Below are 25,938 nucleotides of genomic sequence, written 5' to 3' on the forward strand. Positions count from 1 at the left end.
AGGATAACGGGCGGCGTTCAGTCGCGACCGGTCAGTCCCCAGGCGTCCTCGCCGGAGTCGCCGTCGACCTCCTCGAGTCCCTCGGGGATGCGGCCCACGGGGTCGTCGTAGCGGTCGTCGGCGGCCCGCTGGGCGGCCGCGTGCGCCGCCGCCGAGGCGCTCATGCCAGAGGCGGGCGCAGCGGATGCCCCGCCGCCCGCGCCGCCCGCGGGCTCCTCGCCGCGCAGCCGCGCGAGCACGCCGGGCAGCTGCTCGGCAGTCACGAGCACGTCGCGGGCCTTCGATCCCTCGGACGGACCGACGATCTCGCGCGACTCGAGCAGGTCCATGAGGCGGCCGGCCTTCGCGAAGCCCACGCGGAGCTTGCGCTGCAGCATCGACGTCGAGCCGAACTGGGTCGACACCACGAGCTCGGCGGCGGCGAGCAGCAGCTCGAGGTCGTCGCCGATGTCCGCGTCGATCTCCTTCTTCTCGACGGCGGCCGCGACATCCTGCCGGTACTCGGGACGCGCCTGCCGCGTGACGTGCGTGACGACCTTCTCGATCTCGGCCTCGCTCACCCACGCACCCTGCACGCGGATGGGCTTCGACGCGCCCATCGGCAGGAAGAGGCCGTCGCCCTGGCCGATGAGCTTGTCGGCGCCCGGCTGGTCGAGGATGACGCGGGAGTCGGTGACGCTCGTCACGGCGAACGCGAGCCGCGACGGCACGTTGGCCTTGATGAGGCCCGTGACCACGTCGACCGACGGACGCTGCGTCGCGAGCACGAGGTGGATGCCGGAGGCACGGGCCAGCTGCGTGATGCGCACGATCGAGTCCTCGACGTCGCGCGGCGCGACCATCATGAGGTCGGCGAGCTCGTCGACGACGACGAGCAGGTAGGGGTACGGCTTGAGCTTGCGCTCCGAGCCGGCGGGCAGCACGATCTCGTCGTTGACGACGGCCTTGTTGAAGTCGTCGATGTGGCGGAACCCGAACGACGCGAGGTCGTCGTACCGCATGTCCATCTCCTTCACGACCCACTGCAGCGCCTCGGCGGCCTTCTTCGGGTTCGTGATGATGGGCGTGATGAGGTGCGGCACGCCGCCGTACGGCGCGAGCTCGACGCGCTTCGGGTCGATGAGCACCATGCGCACGTCGGCGGGCTTCGCCCGCATGAGCAGCGACGTGATCATCGAGTTCACGAAGCTCGACTTGCCCGAGCCGGTCGAGCCGGCCACGAGCAGGTGCGGCATCTTCGCGAGGTTCGCGACGACGTAGCCGCCGCCGACGTCCTTGCCGACGCCGATGGTCATCGGGTGCTTGGCGTTCACCGACGCCCCCGAGCGCAACACGTCGCCGAGCGTGACGATCTCGCGGTCGGCGTTCGGGATCTCGACGCCGATCGCGCTCTTGCCCGGGATCGGTGAGAGGATGCGCACCTCGTTCGACGCGACCGCGTACGAGAGGTTCTTCGACAGGGCCGTGACCCGCTCGACCTTCACCCCGGGCCCGAGCTCGATCTCGTACTGCGTCACGGTCGGGCCGCGGGAGAAGCCCGTGACCTTCGCGTCGACCTGGAACTGCTCGAGCACGCCCGTGATCTGACGCACGACGTCGTCGTTCGCCGCCGAGCGCGACTTCGCGGGCGCACCGGCCGCGAGGGTCGAGGAGGCCGGCAGGTGGTACGGGCGCTCGGGCACGGATGCCGCGGGGTCGCCGAGCGCGGCATCCGCGGCACCCGGCGCCCCGGGCTCGCCGTCGGCGGGCTCGTCGAACACCGAGAGCACGTTGGTCGCGCCGGCGTCGTCGCCGCGGAGGCCAGTGCCGCCGTGCGGCACGTCGCCGGTGAACGACTGGAGCGCCGACTCGGCCCGCTCGAGGTCGCCCATGACCTCGGTGCTGTAGGCGCCCGCGCCGCCGACGCCCTCGAGCGGCGACTCGAAGCTGCCCGCCGCGGATCCGGGGCCGAACACCTCGGTGATGCCGTCGACGCCGCCGGCCGCGAACGCGGGATCCTCCTCGCGGTTCGACGCGTTGCGGCGCCACCACGGCACGAGCCCGCCACGCTCGCCGTCGGGGTCGTCGATCCCGTCGAGCTCGGTCTGGACCGACTTGCCCTTGCGGCGCGACGCCTTGGCGTCGGCGGCCTCCTCGTCGGGCTCGGGCGCGCCGAAGAGCCAGACGTACAGCTCGCGGAAGCGAGCCGGGATCCGGTTCGGCGGGGTCTTCGTGATGATGAGGAGCGACAGCAGCAGGAGCAGGACGATGACGACCGCCGCGCCGACCTCGGTGATGAGGAGGATCAGCGGCTGCGCGAGCATCCAGCCGAGGATGCCGCCGGCGCGGGCGAGCACCGCCATGCCCTGGCTCGGCTCGGGCTGGCCGCCGAACAGGTGGCAGAGCCCCGAGACCGTGAGGAGCAGCAGGGAGAGCCCGATGCCGATGCGCGTGTTGTCGTGCACCGAGCTGGGGTGCCGGAACAGCCAGACCGCGAAGAGCAGCATGATGACGGGCAGCGCGAAGGCGACCCGTCCGAACAGCCCGCCGAAGGTCCACGCGTCGAACAGCTGCGCGACCGGGTCGTTGATGAAGAACCACTCGACGACCGCGCCCGCGATGGCGAGCAGCACGATGAAGAAGGGGAGGCCGTCGCGGCGTTCCTCCTTGGCGAGCGTCTCGGGACCGAGCGCGCGCGCGGCGCCGCCCGTGAGATGCGCGAGGCCCATCCAGGCGCGCACGAAGATGTTCGGGCCGTCGGAGGGAGACTTGGCCGGCTTCGCCTTCGCGGCGGCCGCGCGACCCGTGCCGCTCGAGCCGCGCGTGGTCGTCGCCGGCAGCTTCTTCGTGGGTGCGGTCTTGGAGCTCCCGCCGCGCCCGGACGCGCCCGAGGCACGCCCGTTCGACCTGGTGCTCGTAGCCATGCCCCCAACGTTACGGCCGACGGACGACGCCGGCCGACAGGACGCGGCGCATGTCCGCGATCGGCGAAACCGCGCGGATCGCGCCTTAGCGCAGCCTGCGCACCATCGTGTCGCGCCCGTCGCCGCTGCCGACGACGGCGAACCCCTCCGAGCGGTAGAGCGCTTCGGCGAAGTTGCCGTGCTCCACGCTCAGCGTGAGGCGGGCGAATCCGGCCGCGCGCGCGGCATCCGCCAGCGATTGCAGCAGCGCGCGACCGACCCCCTGCGCCCGCCAGAGGGGACGCACCCCGATGATGAGCTCGGGCACGCCGCTGCCGATGAAGCCGTGCGCCGGGGCATCCGCGGCGAAGAGCCGGTACCAGGCGGCGCCGACCGGCTTGCCGTCGAGGTCGAGCGCCACCACGCCCTGGTCGGAGGGGCGCTGCCAGCCCGCGATGTAGCCACGATAGGCGGGGTCGGCGAGCACGACCGGACGGGGCCGGGTGACCCCCGCCCGCCAGTTCGCCGCCTCGACCACCATGTCCGCGAGGAACGCGCCGTCGCCGGGGATGGCCGGGCGGATGGTGAAGTCCGCCATGCGCGGATGCTACGCGGGGCGTGTTTCCGCGGTGTTTCTCCCCCAACGCTTGGGGCTGGCTGCTACGCCTCGATGACGAGCGGCACGAGCATCGGACGCCGACGGAGCCGACGGTTCACCCACGTGCCGACCGTGCGCCGCACCGTCTGCTGCAGCGCGTGCTGGTCGCGGACGCCGTTCTGCGCCGCCTCGAGGAGCGCGGCCGAGATCTTCGGCTTGACCTCCTCGAACACGGCGTCGTCCTCGGCGAACCCGCGGGCGTGGATCTCGGGGCCGACGATGATGCGACCCGTCGAGGCGTCCACGACGATGATGACCGAGATGAAGCCCTCCTCGCCGAGGATCCGGCGGTCCTTGAGGTCGGCGTCGGTGATCTCGCCGACAGTGGAGCCATCGACGTACACGAAGCCGAGGTCGAGCTGGCCGGTCACCCGCACGACGCCGTCGCGCAGGTCGTACACCGTGCCGTTCTCGCCGATGAACGTGTTCGCCTCGGGGATGCCCGTGTCCTGCGCGAGCTTCGCGTTCGCGAACAGGTGCCGGTACTCGCCGTGGATCGGCAGCACGTTGCGCGGCTTCAGGATGTTGTAGCAGTACAGCAGCTCCCCCGCCGCCGCGTGGCCCGAGACGTGCACCTTCGCGTTGCCCTTGTGCACGACGTTGGCGCCGAGCTTCGTGAGTCCGTCGATGACGCGGTACACGGCGTTCTCGTTGCCCGGGATGAGGCTGGACGCGAGGATGACCGTGTCGCCCTCGCCGATCTCGATCTGGTGGTCGCGATTGGCCATGCGCGAGAGCACGGCCATGGGCTCGCCCTGCGATCCCGTCGACATGTAGACGATCTCGTCGTCGGGGATGTCGCCGGCCTTCTTGTAGTCGACGAGCACGCCCTCTGGCACCTTCAGGTAGCCGAGCTCGGCCGCGATCGTCATGTTGCGCACCATGCTGCGCCCGAGGAGCGCCACTCGGCGGCCGTTGAAGGCCGCGGCGTCGAGCACCTGCTGCACGCGGTGCACGTGGCTCGAGAAGCTCGCGACGATGACACGCCGCGGCGAGCGGGCGATGACCTCGTCGAGCACGGGGCCGATCGAGCGCTCGAGCGGGGTGAAGCCCGGGACATCCGCGTTGGTGGAATCGACCATGAAGAGGTCGACGCCTTCCTCGCCGAGGCGCGCGAACTCGCGCAGGTCGGTGAGCCGGCCGTCGAGCGGCAGCTGGTCCATCTTGAAGTCGCCGGTCGCGAGCACGGTGCCCGCGCGGGTCTTGATGGCCACGGCGAGGGCGTCGGGGATGGAGTGGTTCACCGCGACGAACTCGAGGTCGAACGGCCCGATCCGCTCGCGCTGCCCCTCGCTCACGGTGAGCGTGTAGGGCTGGATGCGGTGCTCCTTGAGCTTCGCCTCGACGAGGGCGAGCGTGAGCGTCGAGCCGATGAGCGGGATGTCGCGGCGCAGTCTCAGGAGATACGGCACCGAGCCGATGTGGTCCTCGTGGCCGTGCGTGAGCACGACGCCCACGATGTCGTCGAGCCGCTCCCTCAGGAACCCGAAGTCGGGCAGGATCAGGTCGACGCCGGGCTGGTGCTCCTCGGGGAAGAGCACGCCGCAGTCGACGATGAGGATCTTGCCGTCGATCTCGTAGCTCGTCATGTTGCGGCCGACCTCGCCGAGGCCGCCGATGGGGATGATGCGCAGGGTCCCCGGATCGAGCGGCTCCGGTTCGATGACGACGTCGGGCATGGGCCCTCCTTACGTTGCGGTGTTCAGTTCGTGCGGGCCGTCACGGCGCCGCGGATGCCTCGTGGCGCGCGTCAGCGCGTCGTGCCCGCGACCTTCGGCAGCGCGCCGCCCGCGGCGGCGTTGCGGTCGGGACGGAAGTTGTGGAAGTCGGCGCCGGGGATGCCCTGGACGAGGTCGATCTCGTCCTCGATGAGGGCGGCCTCCCACTCCTCGGGGCCGACGAGCGGCAGTCGCACGCGCGGGCTGCCGATGCGGCCGAGCCCGTGCAGGATGTACTTCGCCGCGACCGTGCCGGGCACGTGCGTCATGACCGCGCGCACGAGCGGCTCGAGCCGCTGGTGCTCGGCCGTGGCCGTGGTCAGGTCGCCGGCGTTCACGGCGTCGACGATCGTGCGGTACGGCGCGGGCGCGATGTTCGCGGTGACGCCGATGAGGCCCGTCGCCCCGATCGCGAGGTGCGGCAGCACGTTCGCGTCGTCGCCCGAGAAGTACATGAGGTCGGTCTGGTTGAGCACGCGGCTCACCTCGCTGAAGTCGCCCTTGGCGTCCTTGATCGCGAGGATGTTCGGGTGCTTGGCGAGCCGCAGGATCGTCTCGTACTTGATCGGCACGCCCGTGCGCCCGGGGATGTCGTAGAGGATGACGGGGAGGTCCGTGGCATCCGCCACCAGCCGGAAGTGCGTGAGGATGCCGGCCTGCGTGGGCTTGTTGTAGTACGGCGTGACGATCATGATGCCGTCGGCGCCGGCCTGCTCGGAGTGCCTGTAGAGCTCGATCGCGTGCGCGGTCTCGTTCGAGCCGCCGCCCGTGATGATCTTCGCGCGCCCGCCCGCAACGTCCTTTCCGACCTCGACGAGCCGGATCTTCTCGGGGTCGGTGAGCGTGCTCGTCTCGCCGGTCGTCCCCGTGACGACGATGCCGTCGGCGCCGGCGGTGATGACGTCGTCGATGTGCTTCTCGACCCCGGGCCAATCGACCTCGCCGTCCGCCGTCATCGGCGTGACGAGCGCGACGAGCACCTGTCCGAAGGGGTTGTCCTGAGCCACGTGCTCAAGGCTATCGGGTCGCCCGCCCGCACCGCTCCCACTGACGCTGGGCGGCGCAGAGGTCGACGACGGCCCGATTCCCCATCGACGGACTTCGAGGCTGATGCAGCCGCACGTGATCCCAATCACACTCGGGCTTCCGCGCCATCGCGTTCGCGGGCAGCTCGACGTGCAGGACGCCCGCATCGTCGACCGCCTCGCCATGGAAGCGGAGGGCGCTCGCACACGCCAACCGCCCGCCCAGGCTGCATGCTCGCAGCACGTCGGCGTCGGTCTCGGGCAGCGCGTACCACGCCTGACGCACTCGGATCAGTCGACCGTGCGCGACCAGGATGCGAACGGCTTCGTCATCGAGTCCGATCCTCCGCAGATCGGATCTGCGTGCGATACCGCCGAGTTCCGCTGTCTCACGCTCGAATCTCACCGCCCGAGTCTCGCCGTCCACCCTCCCTGCCCGTCGCGCCGAACTCGCTTTCGTGGAGATCGACGCGGATACGCCACTGTGCAGGACGACTCCGCAGTCGATGCCGAGTGCCCCCTTCCTCCGAGGATGAGCGGAGCTGCTCCGAACCACGCGCGCGATACCCTCGCCCAGGCATTCCGACCCGGAGAAGATGAGCTCACACTCCCGAAGACTCCCGAGGACAAGGACGCACCCCCGGCAACTCCTGAGAACAAGGACGGGTATGAATGCCACAGCACGTACGGGCATCAACGCCAAGGACCAAGTGCGGGCATCACGCCGCTGGATGGGAGAGCACCATCGTCGACGCGGCGCGGCGCGGCGCGATGCGATGTCCTTGTCTTCAGGAGTCTCGGGGACCAGAGGGGTCGTGGGCCCGCCGGACGGTACCTGCGTCAAGGGATCACGTCGATGGCTCAGGAGGTCGGACCATCGTCAGCGTGCCGGAGGGCGCGGCGGGTCAGGCGCGGAGGTAGCGGAGGAAGCGGTACTCGAGGCCCGAGCGGGAGGGGAGCCAGCCCGTGGGCGGGTCGACGTGGGCGAGGTGCCATTCCGTGGAGTCGATCCGGGGTGCCGGCGTGTCGCCGGGCTCGGGCACCACCGCGTCGCCGCCGCCCGGCGCGCGCAGCTCGGTGACCTCGAGGCGGTCGGCCGTCGGCATGAGCTGGCCGAAGAGGTCGGCGCCGCCGATGACCCAGGTCCACGGCGGGTCTCCGGCCGCGGCGAGCGCGAGGGCGTCGTCGACGGATGCCGCGCGCACAGCGCCGTCGGCGGCCCACGTGTCGTTGCGCGTCACCACGATGTTGGTCCGTCGGGGCAGGGGGCGGAACCGCGGGGGGAGGGACTCCCACGTGCGGCGCCCCATGACCACGGGCGCGCCGAGCGTGACCTCCTTGAAGTGCGCCAGGTCCTCGGGCACGTGCCAGGGCATGCCGCCGTCGCGGCCGATGATGCCCGCGGACTCCGCCCAGATCAGTCCGATGCGCGACCGGCCCCCAGGCGCAGGGCGCTGCGCCGCGGCATCCGCACCGCTCGTCGTCATACGGCGACGGCCGCGCGGATCGCCGGGTGGTGCTGGTAGCCCTCGACGACGAAGTCGTCGAATTCGTAGTCGAAGATCGAGTCGGGCCTGCGCGCGAACCGCAGCCTGGGCGCGGGGTAGGGATCGCGCGAGAGCTGCTCGGTCACCTGCTCGACGTGGTTGTCGTAGATGTGGCAGTCGCCGCCCGTCCAGACGAAGTCGCCGACCTCGAGGCCCGTCTGCTGGGCGACCATGTGCGTGAGCAAGGCGTAGGACGCGATGTTGAACGGGACGCCGAGGAACAGGTCGGCGCTGCGCTGGTAGAGCTGGCACGACAACCGGCCGTCGGCCACGTAGAACTGGAACAGCGCGTGGCACGGCGCGAGCGCCATGTCGGGGATGTCGGCGGGGTTCCACGCCGAGACGATCAGCCGGCGGGAGTCGGGGTTCACCCGGATCTGCTCGATCACCTGCGAGATCTGGTCGATGGTGTCGCCGCCCGGGGTCGGCCAGGAGCGCCACTGCACGCCGTAGACGGGACCGAGCTCGCCCGCGGCATCCGCCCACTCGTCCCAGATGCTGACGCCGTGCTCCTGCAACCACCCGACGTTGGAGTCGCCGCGCAGGAACCAGAGCAGCTCGTACGCGATCGACTTGAAGTGCACGCGCTTGGTGGTGACGAGCGGGAAGCCCTGCGCGAGGTCGAACCGCAGCTGCCGCCCGAAGACGCTGCGCGTGCCGGTGCCCGTGCGGTCCGTCTTGTGCGTGCCGTGCTCGAGCACGTCGCGGAGGAGGTCTTCGTAGGGCGTCTGGATCGTCGCGGCCATCGCGTCGATGGTAACCCCGCCGTGCGTCATCCGCCGTCACACCGGGCCGGGCGGATGCCGCGTCGGCGTAGCATCCCCGCATGGACTGGCCGGCTGCGCTCATCGCCGCCGTCGCGCTGCCCGCGGCGGCCGCGGCGATCGGCCTCGCGTGGAGGTCGCGCGCCGGACGCGTCCGCACCGTCCACGACGGCGGCCGAGCCGGCGACGACGCCGCGACGTCGACGACCGCGACCGCGAGCCGCGACCTCGGCGTCGCGACCGAGGCCTTCGGCGACTCGGCGACGCTCGTGCAGTTCTCCACCGCCTACTGCAGCCGCTGCCCCGCCACGGCGCGCGAGCTCGCGTCGATCGCCGACGACTACCCCGGCGTGCGCCACGTCGAGGTCGACCTCACGCACCGGCCCGAGGTTGCCGACCGGTTCCGCGTGCTGCAGACGCCCACCACGCTCATCCTCGACGCGCGAGGTGCGACGACGGCCCGCATCGCCGGGGTCCCCCGGTCGCACGAGGTGCGCGACCGCCTCGACGAACTCACCGGGAGGTCCCGTGTCCCATCCTGAACCCGCCGGCATCGATCCGCGCGGTCCCCGCTTCACCGCGGGCATCACGGCCGTGCTGCTCCTCGTCGTCGCCGTGCTCGGCTTCGGCGGCGCCGACCTCGCCGCGTGGCTGCTGCTCGCGGGCCTCGCCGCGCTGTTCGCCTGGGGCGCGTTCGCGGGGGTGCGGCGGCATCCGTTCGGCCTGCTCTTCAAGCGGTTCGTGCGACCCCGCCTCGCTCCGCCCGACGAGCTCGAGGACCCGCGGCCGCCGACCTTCGCCCAGGGCGTCGGGTTCGCGGTGACTGTCGCCGGCGTGCTGCTGGGGGCGATCGGACTGCAGCTCGCGGTGCCCGTCGCGGCTTCGCTGGCGTTCGTCGCGGCCTTCCTCAACGCCGTGTTCGGCTACTGCCTCGGCTGCCAGCTGTACCTCCTGCTGGTGCGCGCGCGAGTCATCCCCAGGACCTGACGACGCCGGTGCCCCCCGGGCTAGGCTGGGATCCCGGCTCGAGGAGGAGGACCACATGGCACTGACGTCTGAAGCGACCACCATCTGGAAGGGCACGCTGTTCGAGGGGTCCGGCGACGTGTCCCTGGACTCGTCGGGGCTCGCGACCTTCGGGGTGAACTGGGACGCACGGGCGGCGGGCGTGGCCAACACGACGAATCCCGAGGAGCTCCTCGCCGCCTCGCACTCCGCGTGCTTCTGCATGGCGCTCTCGCTCGCGCTCGCGCAGGCCGGCCACCCGGCCGAGAGCATCCAGGCCACCGCGGCCGTGACGTTCGAGGCGGGTCGCGGAGTGCTCGGCAGCCACCTGCTCGTCAGCGCACGCGTGCCCGGCATCACCGAGGAGGAGTTCGAGCGCTTCGCCGACGACGCCAAGGCGAACTGCCCCATCTCGCAGGCGCTCGCCATCCCGATCACGATCGAAGCCGAGCTCGCCTGACGTGCGGATCCTCATCGCCGGCGCCTCCGGATTCCTCGGAACGGCCCTCACCGAGCGGCTCACCGCCGAGGGCCACCAGGTCGTGCGGCTGGTGCGACACCGTGCGCAGGGCGCGGATGAGGCATCCTGGTCGCCGGCGTCGGGGATCATCGACTTCACCGTCATGGACCGTGTCGACGCGGTCGTCAACCTGTCGGGCGCCTCGCTCGCCCGGCTGCCGTGGACGAAGGGCTACCGCGGCGAGATCGTCGACTCGCGCGTGACGGCGACGCGCACGCTCGCCGATGCGATGCGCAAGGCGCGGCGCCCGCCGGCGGTGTTCCTCAGCGCGTCCGCGGTCGGCTACTACGGCGACCGTCCCGGCGAGCTGCTGACGGAGTTCTCGAGTGCGGGCTCGGGCTTCCTCGCCGAGGTCGTCCAGCGCTGGGAGGGCGCGGCCTCGCTCGCACCCGACGAGACCCGCACGGTCGTCTTCCGAACGGGCATCGTGGTCGGCCACGGCGGCGCCATGCAGCGCATCGGCACCCTCACCCGGTTCGGGCTGTCGGGCCGCCTCGGAACGGGCGGCCAGCACTGGCCGTGGATCTCGCTGCACGACGAGATCGCCGGCATCGCGCACCTGCTCACGTCGCACCTCTCGGGCGCCGTGAACCTCGCCGGCCCGACGCCCGCCACCGCCGATCGCGTGATGACCGCGATGGCCGAGCGGATGCACCGCCCCTACACGTTCGCGGTGCCCGAGCGCATGCTCGAGCTCGCGCTCGGCCGCGCCGCCGACGAACTGCTGCTCTCGAGCCAGAAGGTGCGGCCGCAGCGCCTCATCGACGACGGCTTCCGCTTCGAGCACGTGACCGTCGAGTCGGCGCTCGACGCGATGCTCAGCGCTCCGCGCGCTCGAGCGTGATCGCGCGGCGCACGGCGCTGCGCGCGCGTCGGCGGTCGCCCGCGGCGTCGTAGGCGAGGCCGAGGCGCAGCCAGGCGCGCCACGAGTCGGGTTCGGCCTCGGCCGCCTCGCGGAACGCGGGGAACGCGGTATCCGCACCGGCGCGCTCGGCACGGCCGCTCGGTGTGGTCGGGATGCCGAGGTCGAGCCCGTCCTCGGCCTCGAGGCGCCGCATGAGCGCCTGCGACTGCACGCCGAACGCGATCTCGCGCCACAGCGCCCACGCCGCGATGACCGGCAGCACGATGAGCGCAATGCCGATGCCCACGGCGACGGGCTCGCCGGTGGCCACGAACTGCACCGCCCGCCAGCCGACGAGCACGAGGTAGATCGCGAGCAGCACCGCCATGAGGATGGCGCCCGCACGCGTGGTCACGGGGCGCCCGGGAGCCCGAGGTCGAGCAGCGCGTCGAGGCCGACGATCACGCCCGAGGCCGACGGCGCGCGTCGCAGCGCGAGCAGGATGCCCTGCTCGTAGGCGGACGACGACACGGTCGAGTGCGCGATCGTGAGCGTCTCGCCGTCGCCGCCGAGCACCACGCGCTGCTCGGCGAGAAGGCCGTTGAGGCGCAGGCTGTGCACCGGCACGCCCGAGACGAGCTGGCCGCGGGCGCGCTGGTCGGCGTGCGGCGCCGACACCGGTCCGATCGCGGCGCGGGCCTCGCCGATGAGCTCGGCGGTCCGCACGGCGGTGCCCGAGGGGGAGTCGACCTTGCCGGCGTGGTGCGCCTCGACGATCTCGATCGAGTCGAAGAAGCGCGCCGCGAGGGCCGCGAAGGCGGTGCCGAGCACGCTGCCGATCGAGAAGTTCGGGATGAACAGCACCGCGCCGGCGTCGTCGTGGCCGCGCACGAACTGCGCGATCTCGGCGATGCGGTCGTGCGACCAGCCCGAGGTGCCCACGACGATCGGGATGCCGGCGCCCGTGGCGAACTCCACGATGCCGGCGCTGGCGGCCGGGTGCGTGACGTCGAGCGCGACGTCGGCGCCGAGCATCTCGTCGAGCTCGGAGCTCGAATCGAGCGCCGCATGCAGTTCGAGGTCGTCGGATGCCTCGATGAGGTCGATCGCCAGGCGTCCCATCTTGCCCGTGGCTCCGGCCACGGCGACCCGTATCGTCACGTGCTTCACCCTAGCAAGGGCGATCGGATGCCCCGCCCGGCCGCCCTAGGCTGGGGCCATGCGGTTCCGAGAGGTCGACGTCACGAGCGCCGAGGCGCTCGCCCTGCTCGATGCGTACTTCGCCGAACGCGCGGCCGGGTTTCCGGTCGAGCAGGGCGCGTACCGCCCGACGTATCCCACGTCGGAGCAGTTCACGCCGCCCGCCGGCGTGTTCCTCGTCGTCGAGGACGACGACGGGGAGGTCATCGGCTGCGGCGGCGTGCGTCGCATCCAGCGCCGGCCCGAGACGTACGAGGTGCGCTTCGAGGTGAAGCACCTCTGGCTCTCGCCGAACGCGCGCGGCAAGGGCGCCGGGCGGCAGCTGCTCCACGAGCTCGAGCGTCGCGCCATCGGGTTCGGCGCCCAGGAGCTCGTGCTCGACACGAACGCGAGCCTCGAGGCTGCCGGCGGACTCTACCGCTCGAGCGGCTACGTCGAGGTCGAGCCCTACAACGCGAACCCGAACGCGACGCACTGGTACGGCAAGCGCGTCGGCTGAGCCGGCGCGGGCGTGGGCACGCGCGCCCTACAGCGCGTACTGCTCGGGCAGTCCCGTGCGCAGCTCGGGCGGCAGGTGCGCCATGTCGTTGTGCACGAGCAGGCTCCATGGGCGCCCGCTCTTCTGCGTGAGCACCGTGAGCCCGCAGTTCGCCTGGTTGATCGAGAGCCAGCGCCAGTCGGGCGCACCGAGCGCCTCGCGCACGAGCCACGCGATGACGAAGTTGTGCGTGATGAGCAGGTCGTGGCGGTCTTCGCGGTGCGACCGCAGGAACTCCGCCGCGGCATCCGCCATCTGCGCAGTGCCCGCCTCGATCTGCGCCTCGGTGACCGACCCGAAGAAGCCCTCGTACGCCTTCGGCGTCTCGGGCGCCGGACCCGACGGGATGCAGTCGAACAGCAGCGCCGACGGCTCGGGCTCGAGGGCGGGCATCTTCGCCGCGATGATCGCCGCGGTCTCGGCGGCCCGCTGCAGCGGCGAGTGCCATGCGTGGTCGAACGGCACGCCGCCGAGGCGTTCGCCCAGCAGCTCCGCCTGGCGGCGGCCGCGCGGCGAGAGGGGTCCGTCGGGCATGCCGTGCTCCGCATCGAGCTGCTCGCCGTGGCGGACGAGGTAGAGGTGGTGTGGCACGGTCCTGCTTTCCTGTGCTGCGTCGCGGTCGTGGACTGCGTCGGTCGGATCCGGCGTCAGGCGACGTCGGTGCCGGCGGCGATCTCGTCGACCGCGCCGTGGAGCGCCGCCTCGTCGGTCGCGCCCACGGCGACCAGTGAGAACGGCCGGGAGACGAGGTCGGCCGCGAGCGCCTGCACGTCGTCGACGGTGACGAGCGAGATGCGGCGGAGGGCCTCGTCGAGGTCGGCGAACTCGCCGAGCGTGAGCTCGGCACGCCCGAGCCGGGACATGCGGGTGTCGGAGTCCTCGAGCGCGAGCGCCGATGCGCCCGCGAGCTGGCCGGAGGCGCGACGCAGCTCGTCGTCGGTGACGCCGTGCTCGGCGACGCGCTCGAGCTCGGTGCGCATGAGTCCGGCGACGGTGCCGGCCTTGGACGGGGCGCACCCGGCGTACATGCCGAACAGGCCCGCGTCGGAGTAGGCCGGCGCGAACGAGTAGACCGCGTAGGCGAGCCCGCGCCGCTCGCGCACCTGCTGGAAGAGCCGCGACGACATCCCCGAGCCGAAGATCGCGTTGAGCACGCTCATGGTGGAGCGGCGCTCGTCGGTCGCGACGATGCCGGGCACCCCGAGCAGCAGGTTGACCTGCTCGATCGGGCGCTCGACGACCGTGAGCGGGGTGCCGGACGCGAGCATCGCGGGCGACTCGCTGCGTCGGTCGAGGGGCGCGGCCTCGACGCCGAGGTCCCAGCCGTGCCGGGTGAGCGCCGCCGTGAGGTCGGCGACGAGGGCGTCGTGGTCGACGGCGCCCGCCACCGTGACCACCAGGTCCTGCGGCCGGTAGTTGGCGCGGTAGTGCTCCCACACGGCGTTGCGGGTGGCGGCGCGGATGGTCACGGGGTCGCCGCCGATCGGGCGGCCGAGCGGATGCTCCCCCAGCACGGCCTCGAAGAACTTCTCGTTCGCGACGTCGGCGGGGTCGTCGCCGGCCATCGAGAGCTCCTCGAGGATGACGCCGCGCTCGTTGTCGAACTCGACCGGGTCGAGCAGCGACGACGTGAACATGTCGGCGAGCACCTCGACGGCCATCGGGAGGTCGCGATCCTGCACCTTGGCGTAGTAGCAGGTGTACTCCTTGGCCGTGAGCGCGTTGTGCTCGCCCCCGACGGCGTCGAACGAGATCGCGATGTCGAGGGCCGTGCGGCTCGTGGTGCCCTTGAACAGCAGGTGCTCGAGGAAGTGCGTGGAGCCGTACGTCGCGGGGTGCGCGGCATCCGCGTGCTGCTCGTCGCGCGAGCCCACCGCGACCCAGAAGCCGACGGTGACGCTGCGACTGCCGGGCACGTGCTCGGAGAGGACCCGCACGCCAGAGGGGAGCACGCTGCGCCGAACCCGCGCGTCGCCTGCTGCCGTGAACGAGAGTTCGGCCTGGCCGAGTGGGAGGTCGACGGCGCCGTTCATCCCGAACAGCCTATGTCACGACGCCCTCGATGGGCAGGGCGGGCCGAGACGTGTCGGCGCGGCTCAGGCGGAGGCGCGGTCGAGCTCGACGAGCTCCGATCGGTGCAGCTCCACGGATGCCGCGGCGATGAGCGCCTCGACCTGGTCGGGCCGCGTGGCGCTCGCCACCGGCGCGACGACGGTGGGCTTCGCGAGGAGCCACGCCAGCGCGATCGACGCGGGCTGCACGCCGTGCGCGAAGGCGATCTCGTCGACGGCGGCCAGCACGCGGTGGCCGCGGCGGCCGAGGTGCTTCGCGACCCGGTGGCCGCGGGCGTCGTGCCGTACGTCGGCGCGACGACGCACCTGCCCGCCGAGGAAGCCGTTGGCGAGCGCGAAGTACGGCAGCACCGCGAGGCCCTGCGCGTGCGCGACGAGCTCGGTGGCGCCCTCGAACGGCTTGCGCTCCATCAGGTTGTAGCGCGTCGTCAGCAGCTCGAATCTCGGCAGTCCGTTCGCAGCCAGCACCCGCGCCTCGATGAGGCGCTCGGGCGAGAAGTCGGCCGCGCCGATCGCGAGCACCTTGCCGGCCGTGATGAGCGCGTCGACCTCGCCGAGGCTCTCCTCGAGCGGCACCTCGGGGTCGTCGCCGTGGAAGAACAGCACGTCGATCCGATCGGTGCCGAGTCGCTGGAGCGAGTCGTCGACGGCCGCGCGGATGTCGACCGGCGCGAGCCCGCGGTGGTCGGGGTGGCGACCGACCTTCGTCATGACCCGCATGCGGTCACGCGTGTTCCGGTCCCGCATCCACGAGCCGAGGATGCACTCGCTGCGACCCGCCGCGTAGCTGTCGGCCGTGTCGACGAGGTCGCCGCCGACGCCGGCGAATCGGTCGAGCACGTCGAACGCCTCGTTGCGGCCGAGCGTCCACCCGAAGGTGCTGCCGCCGAGCGCGAGCGGATGCGTCGCCATTCCGGTGTCGCCGAGCGGTCGCCGCACCGGGACCATGATCGGCCCCGACATGGTGTTCGTCTCGACCGTCTCGACGCGAAGCGCCGGCGTCGTCGTCGAGGCGGTGACGCTCGTCGCGTCGTCGATCGCGGTCGTGATGCCGCCCTCGACGAGCGTCGCCCCCGCGACGCTCGCCGTGTGGGCGCGCTGGATGTGCCGTCGTGCCACGCGTCCTCCTCCCCAGGATTGACTCCGAGGATACGTCCTCGGGGTACTTGTCCCCCGGAAGAACGGGTGAACCGTTACCGAATCGTTTGCGCTTCCGGTACGGCGTGTCCCCCGAATGCAGGACATGGCGCGTGATATGTGCCCATCTCGGGGGGCGAAGCGCAGGGTGGGAGGTTGAGGAGGAGGTTCAGCGGCCGGCGCGGCGCACGACGGCCTCCGCCTGGCGCAGCAGCGGCGCGTCGACCATCGCGCCGCGGAAGGCGAACACCCCCGGCTCGTGGGCGGCCGCCGCGAGCACGGCTCGCGCCCACTCCAGCCGCTCGGGATCGGGCCGGAACGCGTCGCGCACGACGGGCACCTGGGACGGGTGGATGCACGCGGTGGCCGAGAAGCCGACCGCCGCGGCATCCGTCGCCTCGGCCCGCAGGCCGTCGAGGTCGCCGATCTCGAGGTGCACGGTGTCGATCGCCGCGACCTCGTGCGCACCCGCCGCGAGCAGCACCTGGGACCTGGCGTGCGTCGCGACGTCGCGGTACCGGCCGTCGGCGTGCCGGCTCGAGGACCCGCCGAGCGACGCGACGAGGTCCTCAGCCCCCCACATGAGCGCGGAGACGTTCGGGAGCGCGGCGACCTCGGCCGCGGCGAGCACGCCGCGCGCGGTCTCGCAGAGCGCGATGACCTCGAAGTCCTCGAGGTCGACGAGGTCGGCGGTGCCCTCGCACTTCGCGAGCATCACGGTGCGGTACTCCGTGGCGGCGACCGCCGCGAGGTCGTCGGCGAAGTCGGGGCCGCCGGCCGGGTTCACGCGCACGATGACGCGCTCGGGGTCGAGGCGGGACTCGACGAGCGCGAGGCGCGCGGCGCGCTTGTCGGCATCGGCGACGGCGTCCTCGAGGTCGAGGATCACTGCATCGGCCCGCTCGGCGGCCTTCGCGTACCGGTCGGGGCGATCGGCCGGGCAGAACAGCAGCGCCGGGCCGAAGCGGAACGGCGGGTGCGTCATCCGTCGCTCCCGGATGCCGCGGCCGCGCCGTCGCCGCCGAGCCCCTGCTGCTCGCCCGCCTCGCGCGTCCACACGAGCATCGTGCGCGACGCCGTGGCGACGACCACGCCGTCCTGGTTGCGCGCGGTGTGCCCGAGCACGACGATGCCCTCCCCGGGCCGCGAGGACGACAGCCGCTTGGACTCGACGACGCTCTCGCCGTAGAGGGTGTCGCCCACGAACACCGGGTTCGGGAACGCGACCGCCCCGAACCCGAGGTTGGCGACGAGCGTGCCCTGCGTCAGCTGCGCAACGGACTGGCCGACGAGCGTCGACAGCGTGAACAGCGAGTTCACGAGGATGCGGCCGAACGGCTGGCGCGCCGACCAGGCCGCGTCGAGGTGCAGCGGCTGCGGGTTCATGGTGAGCGTGGTGAAGAGCACGTTGTCGGCCTCCGTCACGGTGCGGCCCGGGCGGTGCAGGTAGCGCACGCCCTCCTCGAACTCCTCGAACCAGAGTCCGCGCTGCACGACCTCGCGCATCGGGGCATCCGTCATGACGCTCGTTCCTTCCCGGCGGCCGAGCCGCCCCTATCCGGCCAGCCCGAGCTCGCGGGCGATGACCATGAGCTGCACCTCGTTCGTGCCCTCGCCGATCTCGAGGATCTTCGAGTCACGGTAGTGCCGGGCCACGGTCGTCTCGTTCATGAAGCCCATGCCGCCGAAGATCTGGGTCGCATCACGGGCGTTCAGCATGGCGGCGTCGCTCGAGACGAGCTTGGCGATCGCGGCCTCCTTCTTGAACGGGAGGCCGGCATCGGCCCGGCGGGCGGCGTCGTGCCAGGCGAGGCGGGCGGTGTGCACGCGGGCCTGCATCCCGGCGATGGTGAACGCGATGTACTGGTGGCTCGCGATGGGCACGCCGAAGACGTTGCGGGTCTTCGCGTAGGCCAGCGCCTCGTCGAGGCATCCCTGGGCCGCGCCCGTCGCGAGCGCGGCGATCGCGATGCGGCCCTCGTCGAGCGCTTGGAGGAAGTTGGCGAAGCCGCGTCCGCGCTCGCCGAGCAGGTTGGCGGCCGGCACGCGGACGTCGTCGAACGTCAGCGGGTGGGTGTCGGACGCGCGCCAGCCGGACTTGTCGTAGCCCGGGCCGACCGTGAAGCCGGGCGTACCGTTCGGCACGATGATCGTGGAGAGCTCCTTCGAAGTGGAGCCGTCGGGGCGCGTGCGCTCGCCGGTGACCGCCGTGACGGTGACGAACGACGTGATCGGCGTGCCCGAGTTGGTGATGAACTGCTTCGACCCGTTGATGACCCACTCGTCGCCGTCGAGCACGGCCGTGGTGCGGGTGGCGCCGGCGTCGGATCCGGCCTCGGGCTCGGTGAGGCCGAAGCCGGCGAGGGCGCGGCCTGCGACGAGGTCGGGCAGGAACTGCGCCTTCTGCTCCTCGGTGCCGTGGCGGTAGATCGGCATCGCGCCGAGGCCGACGGCGGCCTCGAGGGTGATCGCGATCGACTGGTCGACGCGGGCGAGCGCCTCGATCGCGAGGCACAGCGCCATGTAGTCGCCGCCCTGGCCCCCGACCTCCTCGGGGAACGGCAGGCCGAAGAGCCCGAGCTCGCCCATCTGCGCGACGACGTCCATCGACAGTTCGTGCGTTCGGTCGGCCTCGTAGGCCTGCGGCGCGACGACGGTGTCGGCGAACTCGCAGACCATGTCGTACAGCTGCTGTTCCTCGTCGGTCAGGTCGTGCATGGTGCTCCTCATTCCTGGTCGGATGCGTTCGCGACGGCGCCCTCGTGAGGGCCGTCGATGGACTGGGGTCCGGATGCCGCGGGGTGCGGCTCGATGCGCGCGACCGCCTGGTCGCGGCTCACGAGGTCGCCCACGGCGACGCTCAGGCGCACGGTGCCGTCGACGGCGGCGACGACGCGGTGCTCCATCTTCATCGCCTCGATGGCGACGATGGCGTCGCCCTCCTCGACGCGGTCGCCGTCGGCGGCGAACACCGCGGTGACGGTGCCCGGCATGGGCGAGCGCAGGTCGGGCTCGGCGGCGAGGCCGCCGCGTTCGGTCGCGGCGCGCCGCTGCTCGGCGCGGGCGCGACGATCGATGCGCACGAAGGCGACCGACTCGCCGTCGCCGTGCACCCAGACCGCTCCGTCGTCGCCGACCCGGACGACCGAGTCGGCCGGGCGTGCGGCCGCACCGTCGGGCTCGGCCACGACCGTGCGGACGTCGTGCGGATGATCGCGGGGGGCGAGCAGCACCTCGACGTGGCGGACGGATCCCGGACGCCAGCCCGCGGCCGACTGCCAGGCCGTCGGTCCTCCGTCGGACGACGTGAGCCGGTCGGCGACGTCGTCGCTCGCGAATCGGAGCGCCGCCGCATCGACGAGCCACGGCGACACGGCGGCGGCGTCGCCCTCGGGCATCCGATCGATGAGTCCGGTGTCGAGGTCGCCGGCCTGCACGGCGGGATCGGCCAGCAGCCGCCGAAGGAAGGCGATGTTCGTGTCGACGCCGAGCACGACGGTGTCGACGAGTGCCCGGTCGAGTCGGTCGAGCGCCTCGGCGCGATCGGAGCCGAACGTGATCACCTTGGCGATCATCGGGTCGTAGTGGGCGGTGATCTCGAGGCCCTCGTCGATGCCGGCGTCGACGCGCACGCCGTCGCCGACCGGGGCACGCCAGGCGAGCACCTCACCGGTGGACGGGAGGAAGCCGCGGTGCGGCGTCTCCGCGTAGACGCGGGCCTCGATCGCGTGCCCGTGCAGCTCGATGTCCTGCTGCGTGATCGCGAGCGGCTCGCCGGCGGCGATCCGGAGCTGCTGCTCCACGAGGTCGATGCCGGTGACGAGCTCGGTCACGGGGTGCTCGACCTGGAGTCGCGTGTTCATCTCGATGAAGAAGAACTCGTCGGGCGCGGCATCCGACACCAGGAACTCGACCGTGCCCGCGCCGAGGTAGTCGACGCTGCGGGCTGCGTCGCACGCCGCCTGTCCGATGCGCGAACGCGTCGCGGCGTCGAGCAGCGGCGAGGGCGCCTCCTCGATGACCTTCTGGTGACGGCGCTGCAGCGAGCACTCGCGCTCGCCGAGGTGCACGACGGTGCCGTGGGCGTCGGCGAGCACCTGCACCTCGATGTGGCGCGGGCGCTCGATGAGTCGCTCGATGAGCATCGTGTCGTCGCCGAACGCGGCGAGGGCGATGCGGCGGGCCGCGGGCAGCGCGGCGGCGAGCTCGTCGGCGTCACGCGCGACCTGCATGCCCTTGCCGCCGCCGCCCGCCGAGGGCTTCACGAGCAGCGGGAAGCCGACCGACGCGGACGCGGCGATGAGCGCCTCGTCGTCGAGCGTGGGGTCGGCGATGCCGGGCACGGTCGGCACGCCGGATGCCTCGACGTGCCGCTTCGCGCGGATCTTGTCGCCCATCACCTCGAGCGCCTCGATGCCGGGACCGACGAACACCAGCCCGGCATCGCGGCACGCCTCGGCGAACCCGGCGTGCTCGGAGAGGAATCCGTAGCCAGGGTGGATCGCCTCGGCGCCGGTCTCGAGGGCGGCGGCGACGATGCGCTCGGGGTCGAGGTAGCTCTCGGTCGCGGGGGCCGGGCCGATGCGCACGGCCTCGTCGGCGAGTCGCACGTGCGGCGCGTCGGCGTCGGCATCGGAGTACACGGCGATCGAGCGGATGCCGAGGCGGCGCAGCGTGCGGATGACCCGGACGGCGATCTCACCGCGGTTGGCGACCAGCACGCGTTCGAACGGGCGGGGTGCGGAGCTTCGCATCGGTTCCGATGCCCGATCGGGTGGGCTCGTGAGCGTGACCATCCGCGCCTCTCTGCGACGTCGTCCGCGCGCCATCCAGTTAGCGCGCACTAACTGGATTCGATGTTAGCGGTCGCTAACTGAAATGACAAGAGTCAGCGGCCCACCTTGCCGAACATCCCCGCGATCGGCGCGAGCAGCGAGGGGCGGGCGGCGACCCACGCCGCCGCGATGACCACGAGCGACGCGACGAAGATCCAGAAGCCGAGCCAGCCGTCGGCGTCTTGCGCCGCGTACATGTGGTTGAGGTTGCGCAGCGCCCCGGTCAGGAGGACGAGGGTGACGTGCACCACGATGAAGGCGACGAAGTACAGCATGACCGGGAAGTGCACGGCCCGCGCCCACTCGACGGGATAGACGCGGTTGAGCGTCGTCGCCTGCTTCGGCCACAGCCCCGACATGCGCACGCCGGTCAGCGCCGCGAGGGGTGCCGCGATGAAGATCGTCACGAAGTAGGCGAGCACCTGGAGGCTGTTGTAGTTCACCCAGCCGTTCTCGAGCGGCCAGTCCAGCGACAGGTACTGCAGCAGGGCCGAGATCGCGTTCGGCACGATCTCCCAGCTCGTCGGCACGACGCGCATCCACTGCCCGGTCGCGAACAGCAGCACGACGAAGACGAGGCCGTTCACGAGCCACAGGATGTCGAGCGACTGGTGGAACCACAGGTTCAGGCTGATCCGGCCCTGCCCGCCCTTCGCCCAGCGCGGCGTCCAGTAGGCCGGGGGTCGCTGCTCGGTGCGGACCAGCAATCCCGAGCGGATGATCAGCACGATGAGGAAGACGTTGAAGAAGTGCTGCCAGCCGAGCCAGGCCGGCAGGCCCACCGGCGCGCCCTCGGGAAGGGGCGTCTCGCCGGGGTAGGTCGCGAGGAAGTCCTGCATGAGGTCCAGGCCCATGAACCACCGCGTGAGCTGCACGACGATGGTCGCGGCGCCGATGATCGCGAGGATGCCGACGACGGATGCCCCGACCCATTGCCTGGGGGTCAGCGGGCCGTAGCGCTTCGGGGCGGGCTTCGAGGGGGCGGTCGGTGCCGCGGCCGGCGCGGCGGGCGCCGCCGCGGGCTCAGGCGGCGCGGCCGGCTCGGACGGTCGGGTGGGCGCTGCGGGCGCCGTCGCCACGGATGCCGCGGGCGCCGTGGATGCTGCGGGCGCCGCGGTCACGGGAGTGGGGGCTGCGGGCGCCGGCTCGACGGCCTCGGCGGGCGGTGCGGATGCGGCCACCGGCACGGCGGGCGCGGGCTCGGCGATCGGTGCGGATGCCGCCGCCGCCGGAGCGCGGGCCGGGGGCGCGGACCCGGCCATCGGTGCGACCGCCGACGCCGGCGGCCATGGCTCGCCCCCGGCGACCCTCGGGAGCCCGCGGCGAAGCGCGGTGCCGGTCGCTGCCGTCGCCGCAGCGGCGGCCGCTGCGAGTTGCGGTGCAGCGGCCGTCGCGGCCGCCGGCGCCGCGGTCGGGACCGCGGCGGGCTCGATCATGGCTGCGGGCTGCGGGGCGGCCGCGGCATCCGTCACCTCGATCGTCTCAGCACGGGCCGCCTCGCCGGCCTCCGGCCACGGCCGGCCGCCCCGCACGCGAGGAAGTCCGCTTCGAAGCCGGCGAACCGACGCCGCGGCGACCGGCGCGACGGCGACCGCCTCCTGGGTCGACACGGCCGGAGCAATCGCCACCGCTGCGGCGGGAGCCGCCGGGGTCGACGCGACCGGCGCCTCCGCAGAGGCAGCCGACACAGCGGCCGCTTCGACCGACGCCGCCCGGGCGCCGCCGGGCGCGTCGCCGGCGGGCGGCCAGGGCTCACCGCCGCGCTGGCGCGGCAGTCCCCTGCGCAGGCTCCGCACGTTCGCGGCCACGGGTCACCGCTTCCGTTCGGCGAGTGCGCTGATCAGCTGCGGGACCACGGTGAAGACGTCGCCGACGACGCCGAAGTCGGCGACCTCGAAGATCGGTGCGTCGGGGTCCTTGTTCACGGCGACGATGTTCTTGGCCGTCTGCATGCCGGCGCGGTGCTGGATGGCGCCCGAGATGCCGAGGGCGACGTACAGCTGCGGCGAGACGGACACACCGGTCTGCCCGACCTGGGCGGTCGCCGGGATGTAGCCGGCGTCGACCGCCGCGCGCGACGCGCCGATGGCGGCGCCGAGGGCGTCGGCGAGCTCCTCGACGAGCGCGAACTTCTCGGCCGAGCCGAGGCCGCGACCGCCCGAGACGACTCGCTTCGCCCCCCGCAGCTCGGGTCGGCTCGACGTCTCGGTCACCGCCTCGACCGACTCGATGGTCGCGGATGCCGCGCCCGAGGCCGTCACCTCGAGCGTCTCGAGGACGACGGGGCGGGCTTCGGCGCGCGCGTCGACGGCGCCCTGGCGCACGGTCACGACGATCGGTCCGAACGTCGCCGCGGAGTCGACGTTGTACGCGCCCCCGTAGACCGAGTGGCGGACGACGACGCCCTCGTCGTCGCGCGAGACGCCGATCGCGTCCACGGCGATCGGCGCGCCGGTGCGGGCGGCGAACCGGCCGGCGATGTCGCGGCCGTCGATCGAGTTCGAGACGAGCACCGCCTCGGGCGCGACGGTCGCCGCAGCCGCGGCGAGCGCGTCGACGTGCGGGATCGTGAGCTCGGACTGCGTCGAGGCCGTCTCGACGGCGAGCACCCGGTCGGCCCCGAGCGCGGCGGCCTGCTCGGCGAGCGACTGCGCCTGGCCTGGTGCGGTGACGGCGAGCGCGACCGGCGTGCCGATCTGCGAGGCGGTCGCGAGGAGGCCGGCCGCGCTCGTCGCGAGCTCACCGGTCGGCGTCGCCTCGAGCACGACGAGGATCGAGTCTGCGGGATAGTCGGTCATGATCGTCCTCTCAGACCAGCCGGTTCTCGATCAGGAACTCGGCGATCCTGGTGCCGCCGTCGCCCTCGTCCGTGATCTTGACCCCCGCGCTGCGCGGGGGCTTCTCGGCGATGGCGGTCATGATCGACATGGCGACCGAGAGGTCCTCGGGCTCGATGCCGAGGTCGGCGGCGCTCAGCGTCTCGAACGGCTTCTTCTTCGCGGCCATGATGCCCTTGAAGTTCGGGAAGCGGGCGTCGGGGAGCGCCTCGGTGATCGAGATGACGGCCGGCAACGGCGCGCTCACGCGCATGGTGCCGCCCTCGACGTTTCGCGTTCCCGACACCGAACCGTCGGAGATCTCGACCGAGGAGAGGGCGGTCGCGTTCGGCACCTCGAGCAGCTCGGCGAGCATGGCGGGGATCACGCCGCCGCTGCCGTCGGTCGAGAGGTTGCCGGTGATGACGAGGTCGAACCCGGTGCGCCGGATCGCCGCGGCGAGGGTGCGCGCGGTGAGGCCGAGGTCCGCGGCCGCGAGGCCGGGGTCGGCGATGTGCACGGCCGATGCGGCTCCCATCGCGAGGCCCTTGCGGATGGTCGTCGCGGCGCTCTCGGGCGCCATCGACATCGCGACCACCTCGACGTCGTCGTGCGCGTCGGCGTGGGCCAGTGCCACCTCGAGGGCGCGCTCGCTGATCTCGTCGAGCACCGCCTCGCTCGCGGCGCGATCGGCGAGCCCCGTCTCGAGGTCGAGCTTGCGTTCCCCGTAGGTGTCGGGGACCTCCTTCACGAGGACGACGATCTTCATCGGGCCCGGCTCCCCGGCGTGCTCAGCATGGCCATCGGCGCCTCTCTGCGACGTGCTTCGCGCGCTCGACGTGAGCGCGCATGAATCGAAACTAGGTTAGTGGCCGTTAACTGAGATGGCAAGCAGCGCCACGGTCAGCGCGTGCCGGATGCCGCGACGGCGTCGGCGAGGCGCTCGATGCCGAACTCGAATGCGCGGTCGACGTCGCCGCCGAGCCGGAAGGCGCCGGCGAGCTCCATGCTCACGAACCCGTTGGCCCAGGCCGTGAACGTGCGGGCGGCGTCGAGCGCGTGCTCCTCGCCCGCCAGTTCGGCTGAGACCGCAAGGACCGACGCGCTCGACCGCGCCAGCGAGTCGGGATCGAGGCGGAGCTCGGCGCCCGGCGCGAAGATCAGCCGGAACGCCACCGGCCGCCGCCGGGCGAATGCGCGGACCGCACGTGCCATCGCCCGCAGCCGCGCTCGCGGATCGCCGTCGCGAGCGTCGGGCGCCGCGTCGATGGAGTCGCCGAGCTCGCGCAGCGTGGCGTCGGCCACGAGCGTGATGAGCGCGTCGCGGTTGCTCACGCGCTTGTAGAGCGACGGCGCGCGCACGCCGACGCGCGTGGCGACCGCCTGCATGGTGAGGCCGTCGAGGCCGTCGCGCTCGAGGAGCTCGCGCCCCGCCTCGACGATCTCGGCGAGCGACGTGCGATCGGGTGTCGGCATGTGGTCCTCCGGGTTCATCGGTCGATCTCCAGTATCGGCTATTGACCGTAGCCATCATAGCTATGTATCATAGCTATCGTCCACCCCAGCCACCCCAGATCGAGGATCCAGGATGCAACTCCGCCCCAACCTCCACCGCGTCGGCAACGACATCGTCGCCGTCTACCTCGTCGACACGCCCGAGGGCGTCACCGTCATCGACGCCGGTCTCGCCGGGCAGTGGTCCGACTTCACCGCCGAGCTCGCCGCCATGGGCCGCTCGGTCGACGACGTGCGCGGCGTCGTGCTGACGCACGGCGACAGCGACCACATCGGCTTCGCCGAGCGCCTCCGCCGCGACCACGGCGTGCCGGTCCACGTGCACGAAGCGGATGCCGCGCGCGCCCGCGGCGAGGTCTCGACCAAGCCCGAGTGGGGGCACCTGAAGCTCGGCGCCACCGCGAAGTTCCTCTGGTACGCGATGCGCAAGAACGGCCTGCGCACCACGCCGGTCGCCGAGGTCGTCACCGTGCGCGACGGCGACGTGCTCGACCTCCCGGGCTCGCCGCGGGTCATCGGACTGCCCGGCCACTCCCCCGGCAGCATCGCCATCCACGTGCCCGCGGTCGACGCGGTGTTCGTCGGCGACGCGCTCACCACGCGGCACGTGCTCACCGGCGCGCAGGGCCCGCAGCCGGCACCGTTCACCGACGACCCGGCCGGCGCGATCTCCTCGCTCCAGCGGCTCACCGGGCTCGGGGCGACGTGGGTGCTGCCCGGCCACGGCACGCCGTGGAACGACGGCGTCGACGAGGCCGTGCGACGCGTCACCGCGGCGGCGGGGCATCCGGCGACCTGAACACCGCAGCGGCTGCGCCACTCCGACGCCACCTGCGCCATGTCGACTGGCGCGCGGGCGGGC

At 72.4% G+C, this 25,938-nt stretch carries 26 protein-coding genes; 6 read left to right on the forward strand and 20 right to left on the reverse strand.

The features are described from left to right. Positions 1–17: 17 nt before the first annotated feature. From FYC51_RS00300 to FYC51_RS00330, 7 genes are all read right to left on the reverse strand, one after another. The gene (locus FYC51_RS00300) at positions 18–2,903 is read right to left on the reverse strand and encodes an FtsK/SpoIIIE family DNA translocase (protein WP_148731674.1); all 2,886 of its coding nucleotides are present in this window, start codon (positions 2,901–2,903) and stop codon (positions 18–20) included. 85 nt (positions 2,904–2,988) lie between these two features. Continuing rightward, a complete protein-coding gene (locus FYC51_RS00305) occupies positions 2,989–3,480 on the reverse strand; it encodes a GNAT family N-acetyltransferase (RefSeq protein WP_148731675.1) in 492 nt (163 codons plus the stop codon). A gap of 62 nt (positions 3,481–3,542) precedes the next feature. Further along, positions 3,543–5,219 (reverse strand): ribonuclease J, encoded by a 1,677-nt coding sequence (locus FYC51_RS00310; protein WP_148731677.1) that lies wholly within the window; start codon positions 5,217–5,219, stop codon positions 3,543–3,545. 71 nt (positions 5,220–5,290) lie between these two features. After that, entirely contained in the window at positions 5,291–6,265 is a 975-nt protein-coding gene (gene dapA, locus FYC51_RS00315) for a 4-hydroxy-tetrahydrodipicolinate synthase (RefSeq protein WP_148731678.1), read from the reverse strand. A gap of 10 nt (positions 6,266–6,275) precedes the next feature. Beyond that, complete coding sequence (locus FYC51_RS00320) at positions 6,276–6,689, reverse strand: type IV toxin-antitoxin system AbiEi family antitoxin domain-containing protein (RefSeq protein WP_148731680.1); 414 nt, start codon at positions 6,687–6,689, stop codon at positions 6,276–6,278. 499 nt (positions 6,690–7,188) lie between these two features. Next, the gene (locus FYC51_RS00325) at positions 7,189–7,770 is read right to left on the reverse strand and encodes a dihydrofolate reductase (RefSeq protein ID WP_148731681.1); all 582 of its coding nucleotides are present in this window, start codon (positions 7,768–7,770) and stop codon (positions 7,189–7,191) included. Next, positions 7,767–8,576 (reverse strand): thymidylate synthase, encoded by an 810-nt coding sequence (locus FYC51_RS00330; RefSeq protein ID WP_148731683.1) that lies wholly within the window; start codon positions 8,574–8,576, stop codon positions 7,767–7,769. Before FYC51_RS00330 ends, FYC51_RS00325 begins: the two co-directional genes overlap by 4 nt. An 80-nt stretch (positions 8,577–8,656) precedes the next feature. Between FYC51_RS00330 and FYC51_RS00335 the strand changes: the two genes are divergently transcribed. From FYC51_RS00335 to FYC51_RS00350, 4 genes are read left to right on the forward strand one after another with little or no spacing between them, the layout of a single operon-like run. After that, positions 8,657–9,136, forward strand: coding sequence for a TlpA family protein disulfide reductase (locus FYC51_RS00335; protein WP_148731685.1), 480 nt, complete (start codon positions 8,657–8,659; stop codon positions 9,134–9,136). Then, positions 9,123–9,581 (forward strand): DUF4395 domain-containing protein, encoded by a 459-nt coding sequence (locus FYC51_RS00340; protein WP_148731687.1) that lies wholly within the window; start codon positions 9,123–9,125, stop codon positions 9,579–9,581. Before FYC51_RS00335 ends, FYC51_RS00340 begins: the two co-directional genes overlap by 14 nt. Before the next feature lie 55 nt (positions 9,582–9,636). Continuing rightward, complete coding sequence (locus tag FYC51_RS00345) at positions 9,637–10,059, forward strand: OsmC family peroxiredoxin (protein WP_148731689.1); 423 nt, start codon at positions 9,637–9,639, stop codon at positions 10,057–10,059. A gap of 1 nt (position 10,060) precedes the next feature. Next, positions 10,061–10,963: a TIGR01777 family oxidoreductase gene (locus FYC51_RS00350; protein ID WP_148731690.1), complete on the forward strand. Its 903-nt coding sequence runs from the start codon at positions 10,061–10,063 to the stop codon at positions 10,961–10,963. Here the strand turns inward: FYC51_RS00350 and FYC51_RS00355 are convergent. Together FYC51_RS00355 and dapB are read right to left on the reverse strand one after the other, a co-directional pair. Further along, the gene (locus FYC51_RS00355) at positions 10,938–11,378 is read right to left on the reverse strand and encodes a hypothetical protein (RefSeq protein WP_148731692.1); all 441 of its coding nucleotides are present in this window, start codon (positions 11,376–11,378) and stop codon (positions 10,938–10,940) included. The two genes, FYC51_RS00350 and FYC51_RS00355, sit on opposite strands and share 26 nt — an antisense overlap. Then, entirely contained in the window at positions 11,375–12,124 is a 750-nt protein-coding gene (gene dapB, locus FYC51_RS00360) for a 4-hydroxy-tetrahydrodipicolinate reductase (protein ID WP_148731694.1), read from the reverse strand. The genes FYC51_RS00355 and dapB overlap by 4 nt, the downstream gene beginning before the upstream one ends. A 58-nt stretch (positions 12,125–12,182) precedes the next feature. On the opposite strand from dapB, the gene FYC51_RS00365 reads away from it, so the two are divergent. Further along, the gene (locus FYC51_RS00365; protein ID WP_148731696.1) at positions 12,183–12,662 is read left to right on the forward strand and encodes a GNAT family N-acetyltransferase; all 480 of its coding nucleotides are present in this window, start codon (positions 12,183–12,185) and stop codon (positions 12,660–12,662) included. A gap of 27 nt (positions 12,663–12,689) precedes the next feature. Here the strand turns inward: FYC51_RS00365 and FYC51_RS00370 are convergent, their stop codons facing one another. The 11 genes from FYC51_RS00370 to FYC51_RS00420 form a co-directional block, all read right to left on the reverse strand. Next, the gene (locus FYC51_RS00370; protein WP_148731698.1) at positions 12,690–13,292 is read right to left on the reverse strand and encodes a histidine phosphatase family protein; all 603 of its coding nucleotides are present in this window, start codon (positions 13,290–13,292) and stop codon (positions 12,690–12,692) included. Between the two features lie 56 nt (positions 13,293–13,348). After that, on the reverse strand, positions 13,349–14,734 hold the full coding sequence (locus tag FYC51_RS00375; protein WP_148731699.1) for a M16 family metallopeptidase: 1,386 nt from the start codon (positions 14,732–14,734) through the stop codon (positions 13,349–13,351). A gap of 63 nt (positions 14,735–14,797) precedes the next feature. Further along, positions 14,798–15,892, reverse strand: coding sequence for an aldo/keto reductase (locus FYC51_RS00380; protein WP_238476151.1), 1,095 nt, complete (start codon positions 15,890–15,892; stop codon positions 14,798–14,800). A 187-nt stretch (positions 15,893–16,079) separates the two neighbouring features. Beyond that, positions 16,080–16,895, reverse strand: coding sequence for an HpcH/HpaI aldolase/citrate lyase family protein (locus FYC51_RS00385; RefSeq protein ID WP_148731701.1), 816 nt, complete (start codon positions 16,893–16,895; stop codon positions 16,080–16,082). Beyond that, a complete protein-coding gene (locus tag FYC51_RS00390) occupies positions 16,892–17,431 on the reverse strand; it encodes a MaoC family dehydratase (RefSeq protein ID WP_148731703.1) in 540 nt (179 codons plus the stop codon). The genes FYC51_RS00385 and FYC51_RS00390 overlap by 4 nt, the downstream gene beginning before the upstream one ends. Positions 17,432–17,464: 33 nt before the next feature. Then, complete coding sequence (locus FYC51_RS00395) at positions 17,465–18,628, reverse strand: acyl-CoA dehydrogenase family protein (RefSeq protein WP_148731704.1); 1,164 nt, start codon at positions 18,626–18,628, stop codon at positions 17,465–17,467. 8 nt (positions 18,629–18,636) lie between these two features. Continuing rightward, the gene (locus FYC51_RS00400; RefSeq protein ID WP_148731706.1) at positions 18,637–20,664 is read right to left on the reverse strand and encodes an acetyl/propionyl/methylcrotonyl-CoA carboxylase subunit alpha; all 2,028 of its coding nucleotides are present in this window, start codon (positions 20,662–20,664) and stop codon (positions 18,637–18,639) included. Positions 20,665–20,798: 134 nt separating this feature from the next. Further along, positions 20,799–22,553 (reverse strand): cytochrome b/b6 domain-containing protein, encoded by a 1,755-nt coding sequence (locus FYC51_RS00405; protein WP_148731708.1) that lies wholly within the window; start codon positions 22,551–22,553, stop codon positions 20,799–20,801. 3 nt (positions 22,554–22,556) lie between these two features. Further along, the gene (locus FYC51_RS00410) at positions 22,557–23,543 is read right to left on the reverse strand and encodes an electron transfer flavoprotein subunit alpha/FixB family protein (protein ID WP_148731710.1); all 987 of its coding nucleotides are present in this window, start codon (positions 23,541–23,543) and stop codon (positions 22,557–22,559) included. A gap of 10 nt (positions 23,544–23,553) precedes the next feature. Next, on the reverse strand, positions 23,554–24,330 hold the full coding sequence (locus FYC51_RS00415; RefSeq protein WP_148731711.1) for an electron transfer flavoprotein subunit beta/FixA family protein: 777 nt from the start codon (positions 24,328–24,330) through the stop codon (positions 23,554–23,556). Between the two features lie 134 nt (positions 24,331–24,464). Continuing rightward, positions 24,465–25,037, reverse strand: a complete 573-nt coding sequence (locus tag FYC51_RS00420; RefSeq protein ID WP_148731713.1) for a TetR/AcrR family transcriptional regulator — start codon at positions 25,035–25,037, stop codon at positions 24,465–24,467. Positions 25,038–25,149: 112 nt separating this feature from the next. On the opposite strand from FYC51_RS00420, the gene FYC51_RS00425 reads away from it, so the two are divergent. Continuing rightward, positions 25,150–25,875: an MBL fold metallo-hydrolase gene (locus FYC51_RS00425; protein WP_148731715.1), complete on the forward strand. Its 726-nt coding sequence runs from the start codon at positions 25,150–25,152 to the stop codon at positions 25,873–25,875. Positions 25,876–25,938 lie beyond the last annotated feature (63 nt).

It is taken from the genome of Agromyces mariniharenae (assembly GCF_008122505.1).
GTDB lineage: Bacteria > Actinomycetota > Actinomycetes > Actinomycetales > Microbacteriaceae > Agromyces > Agromyces mariniharenae.